The organism is Paenibacillus sp. FSL H8-0537 (assembly GCF_038051995.1).
Classification (GTDB): Bacteria; Bacillota; Bacilli; order Paenibacillales; family Paenibacillaceae; genus Pristimantibacillus.
The window spans coordinates 4,294,205-4,308,635 of record NZ_CP150290.1 but is presented as its reverse complement, the minus strand read 5'-3'; the positions used below and the strand labels follow the sequence as shown (position 1 = coordinate 4,308,635).

The window sequence follows — 14,431 nt, the reverse complement described above, 5'->3', positions numbered from 1 at the left end:
ATACTAAAGTAACGCCGAGGAAACAAGGTGAAAGAAGTTGGGTTAGGGGGTTCTTCAATGCCGACACCGAGCATGGAAGACTACTTGGAACGAATTTATAAGCTCATAGACGAAAAAGGTTACGCGAGAGTGTCGGATATTGCGGAAGGGCTGGAGGTTCACCCTTCGTCAGTGACGAAGATGATTCAAAAGCTCGATAAAGATAACTATTTAATTTATGAGAAATATCGTGGTCTTGTATTAACGACAAAAGGCAAGAAGATGGGCAAGCGGCTTGTGGAGCGCCACCATCTGCTGGAATCATTTTTGGCCATTATCGGCGTCCAAGATGAGAATATTTATCAAGATGTCGAAGGCATTGAGCATCATTTAAGCTGGGATTCGATTACCTGCATTGAGACGCTCGTCGCTTTCTTTGAACGCGATCCCTCCCGATTAGACGCTCTTAAAGCGGTTCGCGCTGAGCTCGATAATGAGTGATTATGCAAATATGTTGTGAAACGCAAGCTGATGCATGTACCTGCAAAAAGAGCGTGACCCCCGTATAAAGGAGGTCACGCTCTTTTTAATTGTCTGCTAGCTGCTAGTGCCCGCTAGAATGGCCTAATGATACTTCGGCAGATCATCATCTTCCTTGCCGCCTTCGATAACGCGGAACGGCGTACGCTGCGATTTCGGGCGTTTGGCAGGCTGTGAGCGGTTGCCTGGGCGCGCCTGAGGTGAAGCAGAGCCGGAACGGCCTCTCCAGCGGTCAGGCGGGAACTTGTAAAGCACATAAATGAGGCCGAATACGATAATGGGGATAAGGAATGAACGCATATCTGTCAAAACGCCATAAATAACTCCGATGCCAAGCAAAGACATAATAATAATTGCCAGCACGCTCCATTTTTTAGGCCTGTTTGCCATAATCATTCCGCCCTTACGCTTTAATATTGGACATTTGTTGATCGAGCTCGCGCATCCGATTGAAGGAAGCGATCGATACGGCAACCTGATCGTCCTTTGGCTCTTTCGTTGTCAGCAATTGCAGCCATAGGCCCGGGTAACCGAGGTAGCGCAGCACGGGTATGTTGCGCAGCGCATTTGTAATGCGCAGCACCTCATAAGAAATACCAAGAACAAGAGGAAGCAGCAAAATACGAATATAAATTCGTTCCCAAATGGAATCCCAAGTGAAGAAAGGCAGTGAATAAATAATAACGCCGACAATGACGGTGAAAATAATAAAGCTGCTGCCGCAGCGATAGTGCAGGCGGCTGTATTTTTGCACATTGCTGATCGTCAGCTTCTCGCCAGCTTCATAGGCGCTAATTACTTTATGCTCGGCGCCATGATATTGAAACAGTCTTTTGATAATCGGCGTCAGCGACATCAGGTACAGATAAGCAAGCAATAAAATGATTTTGATAAGTCCTTCTAATAGGTTATGACCAATTTTGCTCTCAAATACGTTGCTGAACAATAGTTCTTCCAGCGCAGCGGGAGCTGCGGTGAAAATCAGCTTGCCGAAAATAAACGACAGGACACCAGCCACGGCAACGCCGACTATCATGCTAAGGCTGAAACCGGACTTTTGTTCCTTCTCAGGCTTCGGCTGTGCTTCGGGATTTTTGGCAGCTTCTTCCTGTGCCTCATCCTCCGCATAATTTTCCATGGAAAAATTCAAATGCTGCGAGCCTTTGGCGCTTGAATCTATTATGCCGACAACCCCGCGCACAATCGGAATTTTCTTCAGCTGCTGTATCCAGCGCTGCGTCGTCCGCGGAACCTCATAAAAGATGATTTCGTCATTTTTGCGGCGAACAGCTGTAACATTGACATGGCTTCCTGCGAACATGACGCCTTCAATGACAGCTTGTCCTCCATAGATGCTTTTGGATTTTTGCGACAAGTGTTGGTCACCTTCCTTAAAAGTGTATCGTCCCGATCAGGTGACGAATCAATTTGTTACTATTTCTTGCGAATAGTTCTATTGTACTTGATCAGTGCGGCAATTGCCAACGTTTGAGCTGCACGGGGCATCCATAAACAGCTGCCAAGCGAGGCGGTTACTTCTATGCTTTTTTTCACATACTAAATCATGGCTTCTTTTAGCTAGGAAGCGAAGGATGATCTCAAGTTTGGAGGCGAAGGAAACGATGGCAGAAAATAAAAAAAATAAACATACCGCTGGAGATGAAGGCAATCCATATGAAGGCAAGCATCATACGAATATTTGGACGTATTGCTTATCGACGGGCTTTTTTGCAGGATTGATTTGGGGCGTTTTACGCTGGTTTTTCTATGAAATGAAATTTACGCTGGAGCTGCCAGGCATTTTGGCGGACCCGTTTTTCCGCTCCTCCTTTTTGAAGTCGGGCTGGGGCCTTGTGGTTGGTATTGGCAGTTACATTATTTTTTCAATGATTGCTGCTCTGCTATACGGACTGTTATTCCGCAAGCTAAAAGGCCCGTGGCCTGGCGTGCTCTATGGGCTTGTCTGGTGGGCAATCATTTTTCTTGCTTTAGGGCCGCTTCTCCATGTGACCCGATCGGTGTGGAAATCGGGCTGGAATACACTCAGTGCCGAGCTTTGTGTCTTTTTGCTATGGGGTGTTTTTATCGGCTACACCATTGCTTTTGAATTTACGGACGAGGCGTCCCGAGAGCCTTTGCAAGCAAGCTGAATAGTTGTCCCTTCTCAAGCGGCGGGCATATGTGGTAAAATGGCAATTGATCTTTGTCTTTAGCATGAATTTGTCCGTTAGGGAGGTGTGCAAATGCTCAAAATTCTGGTGCTTAATGGCCCGAATCTGAATATGCTTGGCGTTCGGGAGCCAGGAATTTATGGATCGGCTACGCTTGCTGATATTGAGGCTAATTTGCTGGAGCAGGCTAAGGGTCTGAATGTACAGCTGGATTTTCTCCAATCCAACCATGAGGGCGCCCTTATTGATCGGATACATAGCGCTTATGGCGCAGAGGATGGCATACTTATTAATCCCGGGGCGCTTACGCATTACAGCTATGCGCTGCGCGATGCGCTTAGTACGGTAGCTCTTCCTGTAGTTGAGGTGCATTTGTCCAACATACATACGCGCGAGGCATTCCGTCACGTTTCGGTTATTGCACCTGTAGCGGTCGGGCAAATTGCCGGCTTCGGTCCACAGAGCTACGAGCTTGGCCTTGCGGCGCTTGTCCGCAAACTGAAAATTTCTTAAATAAACGGAAAGGGGATGAACATAAATGTCAAAGGAAAGAGTGAATCGCTTGCGCAGCGCCCTTGCGGAGCTGGGTCTGGATGCTATTCTTATTAACAGCGAATACAATCGCCGTTATATAAGTGGATTTACAGGCTCCTCTGGTATGGTCCTCATTACGTTAAGCGACAGCATTTTGCTGACCGATTTCCGCTATATGACGCAGGCTCCTGAGCAGGCGATCGGCTATGAAATCGTTGAACATGCGCCTAAAGCGATGCAAACGGTGAAAGAGCTGTTGAAAGCGAGAAAAATCAGCAAGCTTGGCTTTGAGCAGGAGCATGTCGTTTATGGCGAATTCGCCGATTGGACGGCTGTGCTTGGCGACATCGCCCTTCATCCGGTATCGGGTCTAGTTGAAGGCTTGCGCATGATTAAGGATGAAGCGGAGCTGCAAGTGATGCAAGAGGCTGCTGATCTGGCGGACGCGACGTTTACGCATATTCAGAAGCTGCTTCAGCCTGGCGTGAAGGAAAGCGATATTGCGCTGGAGATGGAAATTTTCATGCGCAGCCACGGTGCTCATTCATCTTCGTTTGAGACGATCGTAGCGTCCGGAGAGCGCTCGGCATTGCCGCATGGCAAGGCAAGCGAGCGAATCATTGGCAACAATGAATTCGTGAAGCTGGATTTCGGCGCCTATCTGAAAGGATATTGCTCTGATATTACGCGTACGGTTGTCGTCGGCACGCCAACGGACAAGCATCGCGAAATTTATGACATTGTGCTGGAAGCGCAGTTGAATGCCCTTGCTCATATCCGTCCGGGTATGACAGGACGTGTTGCGGATGCGTTGACGCGTGATGTCATCACAAAATACGGCTATGGCGACAAGTTCGGTCACGGCACTGGACACGGACTCGGCATGGAAGTTCATGAAGCTCCGCGTTTGTCCAAGCTTAGCGAAACGATTTTAACCCCCGGTATGACGGTAACGGTTGAGCCTGGCATCTATCTCCCCGGTTTCGGCGGAGTAAGGATTGAGGATGATATCGTAATTACGGACACCGGTATTAAAATATTAACCGCATCGACTAAGGAGTTTCTCACTTTAGGCTGATTTGCGGTAACAGTGGTAAAAGGGCACGATCAAGCATGCTATTTTTCTAATCCCAGGAGGTAATCAGTAGTGATTTCAGTAAATGATTTTAAAACAGGTTTGACAATTGAAGTGGATGGAGATATTTTCTCCGTAACCGATTTCCAGCACGTTAAGCCGGGCAAAGGCGCGGCATTCGTACGCTCCAAGCTGAAAAACCTCCGCAACGGCAACGTTGTTGAAAAAACGTTCCGTGCTGGCGAGTCGCTAGCTCGTGCAGTCATCGAAAACCGTGCCGTTCAATACTTGTACAACTCCGGTACCGAGTACACGTTCATGGACAATGAAACCTACGATCAGTTCGAACTGAATGAATCGCAGCTGGAATGGGAAATCAACTTCCTAATCGAGAACATGACGGTTAACATTTCAAGCTACCAAGGCGAAATCATCGGTATTCAAATGCCGAACAGCGTTGAGCTGAAGGTTGTTGAGACAGAGCCAGGCATCAAAGGCAACACGGCTACTGGCGCAACTAAAAATGCAAAGCTTCAAACGGGACACTCTGTACAAGTGCCAATGTTCATTAATGAGGACGATGTGCTGTTGATCGATACTCGTGAAGGAAAATACATCTCCCGCGCATAGGAGATGGCAATCAGCTGTTTCAAGGGGCAACACCCCTTGGAGCAGCTTTTTTTCAAAATATAGGAAAGGATATGATGTTTCGAACCCTTCGCTATACTTCTCGGAATGAAACGCTCCGCGCCGCTAAAGATTGGCGATAGCCGTTTACGCTTGAAATATAGGAAAGTATAGCATTGCGCGATACCTTCTCTATATTTCTACGCGAAACGGTGCTTTGCCGCCAGAGGACGGCGATAGCCGTTTACGCTTGAAATATAGGAAAGTATAGCATTGCGCGATACCTTCTCTATATTTCTACGCGAAACGGTGCTTTGCCGCCAGAGGACGGCGATAGCCGTTTACGCTTGTAAATGGGTATAACTTCACACGAACTTCTCAAATTTCTCGTAAAAAGCATTGATGGATAAAGGCTTGCTATTGTAACATTCAATATAATAGTTAAGCTCATGAATCTAGCGACGACGTAGAGGAGTAGAGTGAATGGCAAGAAAAAGCTTTGTTTTTCTGCTGCTGGCCTGTTGGTTTTTGCTGGTGGCATGTGGCACGGGGCCTGAGCGGCAAGAAACGATTAAGCCGGCTGCAAGTGCGGAGGCCGCCGCGCCTAGTGGACAAAACTCCTTGGAGGCTGTTCAAGCAAAGGGAAAGCTGCGTATTGGAACGGAAGGAAAGTATGCTCCATTTACTTATCATGACGAAAACGGCAAGCTTGTCGGATTCGATGTAGAGATAGCTGAGGAAATCAGCAAACGTATTGGCGTGGAGCCTGAATTTATCGAAACGCCATGGCATGAAATATTTACGGGACTGGATGCGAAGAAATTTGATGTTGTTTTTAATCAAGTCAGCATTCGGGAGGATCGACTGGAGCAATATCAGTTTTCCGATCCTTACATTTACTCCCATATTGTGCTAATTGTGAAGCAGGATAACACGGACATCAAGAAGCTTTCGGACTTAAACGGGAAAAAGGCGGCGCAAGCGCTGCGAAGCAATTTGCTTGATATCGCACAGCGGTACGGCGCGGAAATTGTGTCTACCACAGGCTTTGATGAGGCGATATCTTTGCTGCTGACAGGAGAAGTGGATGCAACGGTAAATGATGGTTTAACGTATTTGGATTTAAAGCATCGCCAGCCAGAGATGCCGCTCAAAATTGTGGATGAAATGTCGGAGGCAACGGCAAGCGGCGCTCTGTTTACGAAAGGGCATGATGAGCTTGTTCTAGCCGTCAACGGGGCGCTTGCAGATATGAAAAAGGACGGTACTTATTTGGAAATTTCAACAAGGTATTTCGACACCGATGTTTCCAAATAGCATGCTTAAGCTGTGAAGTTTGCTTGTATTTTTGTGATGGGATATACCCAGATGCGTTGCGGTTGTGCTATAATATTGACTTGTATGTATATGTCAAGGTTGGGAGTGAGTCAGCTTTGTCGTCTATAGTGATGAAGTTTGGCGGAAGCTCGGTGGGAACGCCGGAGCGGATGCAACGGGTAGCAAAACGAATTATTGAAAATAGGCAAGCGGGAAACCGCGTTGTCGTTGTTGTATCAGCAATGGGGGATACAACGGATGATTTGATCGACCAATCGAAGCTGCTTAATCCTAATCCGCCAGCGCGCGAGATGGATATGCTGCTTACGACTGGCGAGCAAATATCGGTAGCGCTTTTGTCGATGACGATTCACCAGTTGGGACACCACGCCGTTTCGTTGACAGGCTGGCAGGCGGGAATTCGTACAGATGCTGTTCACAGCAAGGCGAAAATTACAGATATTCGTACGGATCGTATGAACAAGGAATTGGATGCTGGTCATATTGTTATCGTAGCCGGTTTTCAAGGCATGTCCGAGGATGGCGACATTACGACGCTGGGACGCGGCGGCTCCGATACGACGGCGGTTGCACTAGCAGCTGCGGTTAAAGCGGATGTGTGCGAGATTTACACCGATGTGGACGGTATTTATTCGACCGATCCGCGCGTTGTGAAATGCGCTCGCAAGCTGGATGAAATCTCGTATGATGAAATGCTGGAGCTTGCCCATCTGGGAGCTGCTGTGCTTCATCCACGCGCGGTTGAATACGCAAAGCATAACAACGTAAAGTTAGTTGTTCGTTCAAGCTTTACCTACAACGAAGGTACAAGTGTAAAGGAGGAAGTAACGATGGAACAAGGCGCTGTCGTTCGCGGTATTGCATTCGATAAAAATGTAGCTAGAATCAGCATTCTGGGCGTTCCAGATTTGCCAGGCGTGCTCGCGACAGTATTTGGCGCGCTTGCAAACAATGGCGTGGATGTAGATATTATTGTGCAAAGCGGCGTACAGGACGGCACAGCCGACTTCTCCTTCACGCTTTCGCTCGATGATAAAGACAAAGCGGTTGCAGTGATTGAAAATCTGCACGGAGAGCTCCCTTACAGCAAAGTAACTTCCGAAGACAATTTGGTTAAAGTTTCAATCGTCGGTGCTGGCATGGTCAGCAATCCAGGCGTTGCTGCTACGATGTTCGCAGCGATTTCGGGTCTGGGCATTAGCATTAAGATGGTCAGCACATCTGAAATCAGACTTTCCTGCGTTATCGATGCTGAACCACTGCAAGAAGTGGTTCGTGCGCTGCATACGGCATATGGTTTGGATACAGCTGAGCAAGCTTTCGTTGGCGGGCCGCAGGATCGCCGTTAGACAACTTGAATAAACGCAAGAGACATAGGGGAAAAGGCAAGGAGCAAACGCTCTTTGCCTTTTTTTGCGTCTCGGGGGACATATAGAGTAGTACGATCAGCTAGGATCAGATATGATTAATCTAAAGGAAGGGGTGATTGGTTTGGAGTGCTTAAGTGAGATGATTTGGGCTGACAGCACGAGCTTCATGAATGAGCTGCTGAAACAAGAACTAACCTGCAGCAGCATGCCGGGTGGACTGGAGGCTAATGTGTGGAAATTTTCGTCTGTTGCGGACAGCTTCGTTCTAAAAATATGGGACAAGGATTCCGATCCAGATGTTCATTTTCAATATATTCTGCTGCAAACGCTTCGAAATATTGGCATTTCTGTTTCCACTGCTTACGGATGGGGTTATACCGCTTCTGGGCATAAAGCCCTGTTAACCAGCTACGATGGCAGCCCGCTTTCCCAAATAAAAAATCAGCATGTAGAGAATTTAGCTCATTTATTGTTGGACATCCATAAAGTATCCGATCAGGAATTAGATCCTCTGCTTCATAGAAAATACGATTTTATCAGTTATTTTTACCCGCAAATTGAAGAGCATCCAGATATCCAAGCGGATTTAATAGAGCTAATTAATGGCTCGGATTTGCAGCAAAATACATTTATTCACGGTGACTTCAACTTAGGCAACGTAGTAGAAAATCAAGGGAAGTACACGATAATTGACTGGACCAATGGACAACTAGGGGATACCAGATATGATTTTGCCTGGACGAGCTTTTTAATTTATTTATACAATGGGGAGCAATTAGCCACGGTATTCCAAAATGCGTATTTGGCACAAAGTAAATTTGATAAGGAAGAATTGCTAATCTTTGAAGCTATTGCGTGCCTCAGATGGCTGCTGCTCTATAGATTCGCGCCAATCCCTAAAGACGAGTCAACGATCGAACGTATGAATTGCAAAATAATAGAAAATAAATATATCAATAAGTCGCTTGTGCTGGAGTAGCAGTCTACAGCGAGAATAGGGCAGACTAGCGGGTGATTTTCTCACCGTAGTCTGCCTTTTTTTTATGGTGCAATCAGCGCGTCAGCAGCACAAGCTTCTCTCCTTGCAGTATGGGAACGTCTTTATAAATATCGATTTCTGCGCATGCCTCAATGTCCCGCTGGAGACCAAGCTTAAGCAGCCGCTTGCCAGTTGCGCCAGAGGCGAGTGTTTCGAGTGCGTAAGCACTGCGGCTGCGATAGAAGCCCAGCATAGCGAGTGCGAAGTCGTCCAGTTCCAAAGCGTTCATGCCTGCCTGCGTCATCCGTTCAAGCAGCAGCCCAGCGCCAAAGCCATCCTCGGCAGCAAACGCATCATTATAGCCCGCGCATAAAATGACGACATCGCGCCGCAGCGATAGCGCCGCACGGGCACAGGCAGCAGCGTTCATTAGTGCAGCTGTCAATACGTAATCGGCACGGGCGGACTTTTGCAGCGCGCGCGTTCCGTTCGTTGTAGTTAATATAATACGGCGGGCGCGTACCGCAGAGGCTTCATATTCGTCAGGCGAATTGCCAAGGTCAAAGCCGGATATTTTTCGGCAAAATCGTTCTCCCCCTAATAAATCCCCCGCCATCTGCGCTGCTTTGGCCTCCATGACCGTTTCCACCGGAACGATGGCTTCGGCCCCAGCCGCAAGCGCCGTCACAATCGTGCTGCCTGCCCGCAATACATCCACAACGATGGCTGTTTTATGATGAAAGCGCGCCTGGCTGGCTTCATTCACGCTTGATATGACCTCAACCTGCATGTCATTATCCGCCTTTCTTTACCTTAACTTCTCCTAGCCTTATGCCTGCAATATATGCACATCCTTCTGGGCATGTGTCCCGGGATACAGTGGTTATGAACGCGGAGGTCTGCTGCATAAGCTAGAAACAGGTCGGCTGGACAAGGGTGGAGGTGGATTTTTATGCTGAATAAAATCGTGCTGGCAATGGCCTCCTTGCGCCTTGCCTCGGGAACCATCGAAATTTGCGCGGCAATTATTATGCTTAAACTCAATCAGATCGACAAGGCGCTGGTCGTCAATTCCTCTTTGGCGCTTGTAGGGCCGCTTATTTTGATTGCGACTACGACGATTGGTTTGGTAGGGCTCGCAGACAAGCTGTCCTATAGCAAATTTCTCTGGGTAGCGGCTGGCATTCTATGTCTAATGATTGGTATTTTGAAAAAATAACGAGAATTGGCGCCGTTCCGAGTACTAGGGCCATTTCTATATTTTGCTGCTGGCCTCGTAATAGGAGTCGCTGTACTCCTAGTTAAATAAATCTAATCTAGCAATTTCGATCCAGTTGGACATATTTTAGCTGGCCAAGCATACATATTAAAGGACTAAGGACAAACATCCGGGAGTGATGAACGCATGCTTAGCCGCATTACGCATTTGCTGCCGCTAGAGCTGAAAGCGATATTGGAACGGCTGCCTGCGGAGGTTCAGGAGCAGCTGGAAGAGATACGGATTCGCGAAGGGCGCCCGCTGGAAATTGGCATGGCAGGCCAATCGCGTTTCGCTGCAAACGATGGCACGCTCTTAACCCAAGCAGGCGGAGCGTACAAGCCTACTGCTGACCTTTGCCGCAAGCTGCTGGAGCGGATGACCAATTATTCCTTGTATGCAATGGAGGAGGAGCTCAGGCGGGGCTTCATTACAGTCGCAGGCGGACATCGGGTAGGACTTGCAGGGCGTACCGTTCTCGATAACGGCAGCGTTCGCGGCATTCGTGAAATAGGCGCCTTTAATATTCGGATTGCCAGGGAGGTTCCCGGCTCAGCAACTCCGCTCATGCCGAAGCTGCTCGATCGCTCGCGCAAAACGATTCGCTCCACGTTGGTGCTCGCCCCGCCCCAGCAGGGCAAGACGACGCTCGTTCGCGATATTGCAAGATCCGTCAGCTACGGTTTATGGGGAGGCGGGGATGCGGCAAGCTGGCCGGGCAAGAAAGTTGCAATCGTGGACGAGCGCTCCGAAATAGCTGCTTGTGTGCGAGGGATTCCCACCTTTGATATTGGACCGCGCTCCGACGTCATGGATGCTTGTCCCAAGGCGGAAGGAATGATGATGCTGCTGCGCTCGATGTCGCCGGATGTCATTATTGCGGATGAAATTGGAAGGCCTGAGGATGGCGAGGCGATTCGGGAAGCCAGCCATGCCGGAGTCAGCGTCATAGCGACAGCTCATGCGTATGATGCTGAGGATGCTAGAGGACGGCCTGTATTGCGCTCGCTGCTAGAGGAAGGGGCATTCTCCCTTATTGTTGAGCTGCGCCGAACGCCTTCGGGCATTATGCACCGGGTGCTTACGGCGGAAGCTTGCATAAGAGGCTGGGCGGCGCGCGAGCCAACAACAGCAGTGCCGCGATTAGCCAAAGATGCTGCGCCGCTGTTTTCCGGGCTGATGCGAGGCGATGCCATGTGCTGAAGCTGCTTGGCGCGCTGCTGATTTTGTTCGCCGGAACGATGCTAGGCTTCCAGCAGGCGGCGCGTTTTGCTGCAAGGCCCCGGCAGCTTCGCCAGACCGCTCATGCGCTGCAGAGGCTCGAAACCGAAATTGGCTACGGGCATACACCGCTGCCAGAGGCGCTATCCCGAACCGCAGCTTTTGTTCCGAATCCACTTAACCGGATGCTGATGCTTGCCTCCGAAGGGCTTGCGAGCGACGAAGGGCTTTCCTTTCGCGAAAGCTGGGAACGGGCTGTTCGAGAGATTTGGGGAGCAACGGCCATGCGGGCAAGCGAGCAGGCGGTGTTGATCCGTCTGGGCTCGACGCTCGGTATAAGCGATCGTGAGGATCAGCTTAAGCATTTGAAGCTGGCGCTCATTCAACTGAAGGCGGAGGAAGATTCGGCACGGGAAGATCAGGCGAGGTATGAGACGATGTGGAAAAGCCTCGGCGTTTTAATCGCCGTGCTGCTCGTTATTTTGATGGTTTAATGGGGTGCCGCGGAAATGAATATGGATGTGAGCGCCATTTTCCAAATAGCCGGTATCGGAATTATCATTGCGATGATTCATACGGTGCTTAAGCAGATGGGGAAGGAAGATATGGCGCATTGGGTGACATTAATCGGCTTTGTTGTCGTGTTGTTTATGGTCGTACGCATGCTGAACGAGCTGTTTCAGGAAATTAAAACGATTTTTCTGTTCCAGTAGCTAGCTTGAAGAGAAGCCGCAAGTAGGTGAAGCGAAGTGGAAATCATTCAAATCGTCGGTCTTGGGCTGATCGCAACAGTCCTCATCCTTGTCGTTCGAGAGCAAAAGCCGCTGTTCGCTTTCCTGCTTGCGGCATTTACTGGCCTCTTTATTTTTCTGTTCCTGCTTGGCAAAATCGATTCCGTTATTGCGGTGCTTTCTGATTTGGCGAATCGCTCCGGCATCCCCTCTATTTATTTGAAGACGGTGCTGAAAATAATAGGTATCGCCTACATTGCTGAATTTGGCGCTCAAATTGTCAGAGATGCCGGACAGGAAAGCATTGCGTCGAAAATCGAATTCGCTGGAAAAATATTAATTCTCGTCATGGCGGTGCCGATTATCAGCGTCATTATCGAAACAGTCATCAACCTGCTGCCGACAGGGGGAGGAGCCAGTTGAGAATAAAGCTTGCTGGCAGCTCCTATCCGCCGAACGCCAATTGGCTCACGGTGCTTACAGCAGTTTTGTACTTTTTGCTGCTTGTGCCAAGCTCCGCGGCAGCAGCGCAAGGTGCGTCAACGTCAGACTGGCAGTCGGAGCAGACTTCAGAGCAGCTAGCTTCACAGGTGGCGTCTTCTCCTCAGTCACAGCAGTCGCAGCAGACTCCGCAAAGCCAGCAATCGCAGTCTATGCAGCAGCAAACCCAGCAGGCCCAGGCGCAAGCCGCACTCGGGCAGCTTACCGGCAGCGGGCTGAACGATATGGATACGGATGCGGTGGAGAAATACTGGAATCAGCTCAAAAACGAATATGGCGGGTTTTTCCCTGAGCAGAAGCTGCCTAGCTTTGCCCAAATGCTGCTGCCGGGCGGAGAAGGGCTCAAGCTGGAAACGGTGCTGAAAGGACTGCTGTCTTATTTTCTGCATGAGGTGCTGTACAATGGCAAGCTGCTAGTCACAATCGTCACGCTGACCGTGTTCAGCATGATGCTGGAAACGCTGCAAAACGCCTTCGAGCGCAATGCAGTCAGCAAGGTAGCTTACTCCATTACCTTTATGGTCATCCTTATCATCACGGTCAACAGCTTTAATGTGGCGATCGGCTATGCCAAGGAAGCGATTGAAAGCATGATCCAATTCATGCTGGCCATGCTTCCGCTGCTGCTCGCGCTGCTGGCGTCGATGGGCAATGTCGTGACGGTGTCGGTGCTGCACCCACTCATTATTTTTATGATTCATGTCGTAGGCACGCTTGTTTATACGCTCGTATTCCCACTCTTGTTCTTCTCGGCCATTTTGCACATCGTCAGCGCCATGACCGAGCGCTTCAAGGTGACCCAGCTGGCCAATCTGCTGCGGAGCATCAGCATTACCATTTTGGGTGCGCTAGTTACGATTTTCCTTGGCGTTGTTTCTGTGCAGGGGGCGACGGGAGCGGTAACGGATGGTGTAACGATGCGAACGGCCAAGTTCGTCACAGGCAACTTCGTTCCCGTCGTCGGGCGCATGTTCTCGGATGCGGCAGATACCGTCATATCGGCTTCCATGCTGGCGAAAAATGCAATCGGGCTTGCAGGCGTCATTATGCTGCTGTTTATAAGTGCTTTTCCCGCGATCAAAATTTTGACGCTGGCGCTTATTTACAACGTATGCGCTGCTGTCATGCAGCCCCTTGGAGATTCGCCGATTGTAGCCTGCCTGCAAACGATTGGCAAGACGCTGATTTATGTGTTTGCCGCACTGGCCGCTGTTAGCCTGATGTTTTTCCTCGCCGTCACAATCGTGCTGACAGCAGGAAACGCAGCAATGATGGTTCGTTAGATCGGCTGTTTGAAAAAAGGGGGCGAATCGCATGGTAGCTTGGCTGGGCGATTGGCTGCGTGACATTATCGCCGTCATTATGCTCGCTGTATGCACCGAGCTGCTGCTGCCCAACAAGGCGATGCTGCGCTATGCCAGACTAGTTATCGGTCTTCTCGTGCTGCTGACGCTGCTGTCTCCGCTGCTTCGCCTGGTGCAAGGCGACGTAACGGCAGGACTGAGCGCAGGCATCCAGCAATGGGAGATGAGCACGGCGCAGAAGCAAGTGAAGATGCCAACGCTTGCCGACATTCAGCGTCAGTCGGAGGAGCTTAAACGCAAGCAGCAGCAGCAGGCGGCTAACCTTACCGGCAGTACGCTCTCCAAAGCGATGGAATCCGCAATCATCCGCTATACCGGTCAGACGGCAAGCTCGGTTGAAGTCAAACTGAAATGGATCAAGGAAGGAGATGTAGAGATGGTCGAAATGGATACGGTGACAGTTACGTTTCCGCAGATGCTTCCTGAAGAAGAGGCTGCTCTGCCGAGAGGGTCCCCTACAAATTTGGGTACGAATTCGACTCAGGATATACAACAAGAGAATAGACAGATCGAAGCAGTGGAGCCAGTAAGCGTGGAGGTCATGGTGCCTGAGATAGTCGAGACGGGGCCGCATCAATCATCAAGTGAACAGAGTACGACTGGTGAACAGTTATGGCAGCCCGTGAACGCAGAGCTTGATAAGCAGACGAGAGCTGTGCTCGCCGAGGGCTGGGGCTTATCGCCCGAGGCTATCATTATTCGCCAGCCGGCAAGCATTCGCGGACAAAAGTAAAGCGAAAGGA

The 14,431-nt window shown here is 49.7% G+C and carries 18 protein-coding genes; 15 read left to right on the top strand and 3 right to left on the bottom strand.

Features of this window, described 5'->3' with window-relative positions; genetic code table 11:
- Nucleotides 1-57 precede the first annotated feature (57 nt).
- Entirely contained in the window at nucleotides 58-480 is a 423-nt protein-coding gene (gene mntR / locus MHB80_RS18085; protein WP_341278281.1) for a transcriptional regulator MntR, read from the top strand.
- A 123-nt stretch (nucleotides 481-603) separates the two neighbouring features.
- On the opposite strand, the gene MHB80_RS18080 is transcribed toward mntR, so the two are convergent.
- Nucleotides 604-909, bottom strand: coding sequence for a hypothetical protein (locus MHB80_RS18080; RefSeq protein ID WP_341278280.1), 306 nt, complete (start codon nucleotides 907-909; stop codon nucleotides 604-606).
- Nucleotides 910-922: 13 nt separating this feature from the next.
- Entirely contained in the window at nucleotides 923-1,894 is a 972-nt protein-coding gene (locus tag MHB80_RS18075) for a DUF1385 domain-containing protein (RefSeq protein WP_341278279.1), read from the bottom strand.
- A 247-nt stretch (nucleotides 1,895-2,141) separates the two neighbouring features.
- Here MHB80_RS18075 and MHB80_RS18070 point away from each other — a divergent pair, with 247 nt between their 5' ends.
- From MHB80_RS18070 to MHB80_RS18040, 7 genes are all read left to right on the top strand, one after another.
- The gene (locus MHB80_RS18070) at nucleotides 2,142-2,669 is read left to right on the top strand and encodes a YqhR family membrane protein (protein ID WP_341278278.1); all 528 of its coding nucleotides are present in this window, start codon (nucleotides 2,142-2,144) and stop codon (nucleotides 2,667-2,669) included.
- Between the two features lie 93 nt (nucleotides 2,670-2,762).
- Nucleotides 2,763-3,203, top strand: a complete 441-nt coding sequence (gene aroQ / locus MHB80_RS18065) for a type II 3-dehydroquinate dehydratase (RefSeq protein WP_341278277.1) — start codon at nucleotides 2,763-2,765, stop codon at nucleotides 3,201-3,203.
- Nucleotides 3,204-3,228: 25 nt separating this feature from the next.
- On the top strand, nucleotides 3,229-4,302 hold the full coding sequence (locus tag MHB80_RS18060; RefSeq protein ID WP_341278276.1) for a Xaa-Pro peptidase family protein: 1,074 nt from the start codon (nucleotides 3,229-3,231) through the stop codon (nucleotides 4,300-4,302).
- Between the two features lie 69 nt (nucleotides 4,303-4,371).
- Nucleotides 4,372-4,929, top strand: coding sequence for an elongation factor P (gene efp / locus MHB80_RS18055; RefSeq protein ID WP_341278275.1), 558 nt, complete (start codon nucleotides 4,372-4,374; stop codon nucleotides 4,927-4,929).
- A 480-nt stretch (nucleotides 4,930-5,409) separates the two neighbouring features.
- On the top strand, nucleotides 5,410-6,243 hold the full coding sequence (locus MHB80_RS18050; protein WP_341278274.1) for an amino acid ABC transporter substrate-binding protein: 834 nt from the start codon (nucleotides 5,410-5,412) through the stop codon (nucleotides 6,241-6,243).
- A 116-nt stretch (nucleotides 6,244-6,359) separates the two neighbouring features.
- On the top strand, nucleotides 6,360-7,613 hold the full coding sequence (locus MHB80_RS18045; RefSeq protein WP_341278273.1) for an aspartate kinase: 1,254 nt from the start codon (nucleotides 6,360-6,362) through the stop codon (nucleotides 7,611-7,613).
- Between the two features lie 112 nt (nucleotides 7,614-7,725).
- Nucleotides 7,726-8,613, top strand: a complete 888-nt coding sequence (locus tag MHB80_RS18040; protein ID WP_341278272.1) for an aminoglycoside phosphotransferase family protein — start codon at nucleotides 7,726-7,728, stop codon at nucleotides 8,611-8,613.
- Nucleotides 8,614-8,686: 73 nt separating this feature from the next.
- On the opposite strand, the gene MHB80_RS18035 is transcribed toward MHB80_RS18040, so the two are convergent.
- Nucleotides 8,687-9,403, bottom strand: coding sequence for a 2-phosphosulfolactate phosphatase (locus MHB80_RS18035; RefSeq protein ID WP_341278271.1), 717 nt, complete (start codon nucleotides 9,401-9,403; stop codon nucleotides 8,687-8,689).
- A gap of 162 nt (nucleotides 9,404-9,565) precedes the next feature.
- On the opposite strand from MHB80_RS18035, the gene MHB80_RS18030 reads away from it, so the two are divergent.
- The 7 genes from MHB80_RS18030 (at nucleotide 9,566) to spoIIIAF (ending at nucleotide 14,421) form a co-directional block, all read left to right on the top strand.
- Nucleotides 9,566-9,832 carry a YqhV family protein gene (locus MHB80_RS18030; protein ID WP_341278270.1) on the top strand — a complete coding sequence of 89 codons (267 nt, stop codon included), beginning with the start codon at nucleotides 9,566-9,568 and terminating at the stop codon, nucleotides 9,830-9,832.
- 186 nt (nucleotides 9,833-10,018) lie between these two features.
- Nucleotides 10,019-11,074: a stage III sporulation protein AA gene (spoIIIAA, locus tag MHB80_RS18025; RefSeq protein WP_341278269.1), complete on the top strand. Its 1,056-nt coding sequence runs from the start codon at nucleotides 10,019-10,021 to the stop codon at nucleotides 11,072-11,074.
- A complete protein-coding gene (gene spoIIIAB / locus MHB80_RS18020) occupies nucleotides 11,068-11,586 on the top strand; it encodes a stage III sporulation protein SpoIIIAB (RefSeq protein ID WP_341278268.1) in 519 nt (172 codons plus the stop codon). The genes spoIIIAA and spoIIIAB overlap by 7 nt, the downstream gene beginning before the upstream one ends.
- Nucleotides 11,587-11,601: 15 nt before the next feature.
- Nucleotides 11,602-11,805: a stage III sporulation protein AC gene (gene spoIIIAC / locus MHB80_RS18015; protein ID WP_046231940.1), complete on the top strand. Its 204-nt coding sequence runs from the start codon at nucleotides 11,602-11,604 to the stop codon at nucleotides 11,803-11,805.
- A 36-nt stretch (nucleotides 11,806-11,841) separates the two neighbouring features.
- On the top strand, nucleotides 11,842-12,246 hold the full coding sequence (gene spoIIIAD / locus MHB80_RS18010) for a stage III sporulation protein AD (protein ID WP_046231941.1): 405 nt from the start codon (nucleotides 11,842-11,844) through the stop codon (nucleotides 12,244-12,246).
- Nucleotides 12,243-13,607, top strand: a complete 1,365-nt coding sequence (gene spoIIIAE, locus MHB80_RS18005) for a stage III sporulation protein AE (RefSeq protein ID WP_341278267.1) — start codon at nucleotides 12,243-12,245, stop codon at nucleotides 13,605-13,607. The genes spoIIIAD and spoIIIAE overlap by 4 nt, the downstream gene beginning before the upstream one ends.
- A 31-nt stretch (nucleotides 13,608-13,638) precedes the next feature.
- Nucleotides 13,639-14,421, top strand: coding sequence for a stage III sporulation protein AF (gene spoIIIAF, locus MHB80_RS18000; protein ID WP_341278266.1), 783 nt, complete (start codon nucleotides 13,639-13,641; stop codon nucleotides 14,419-14,421).
- Nucleotides 14,422-14,431: the final 10 nt, after the last annotated feature.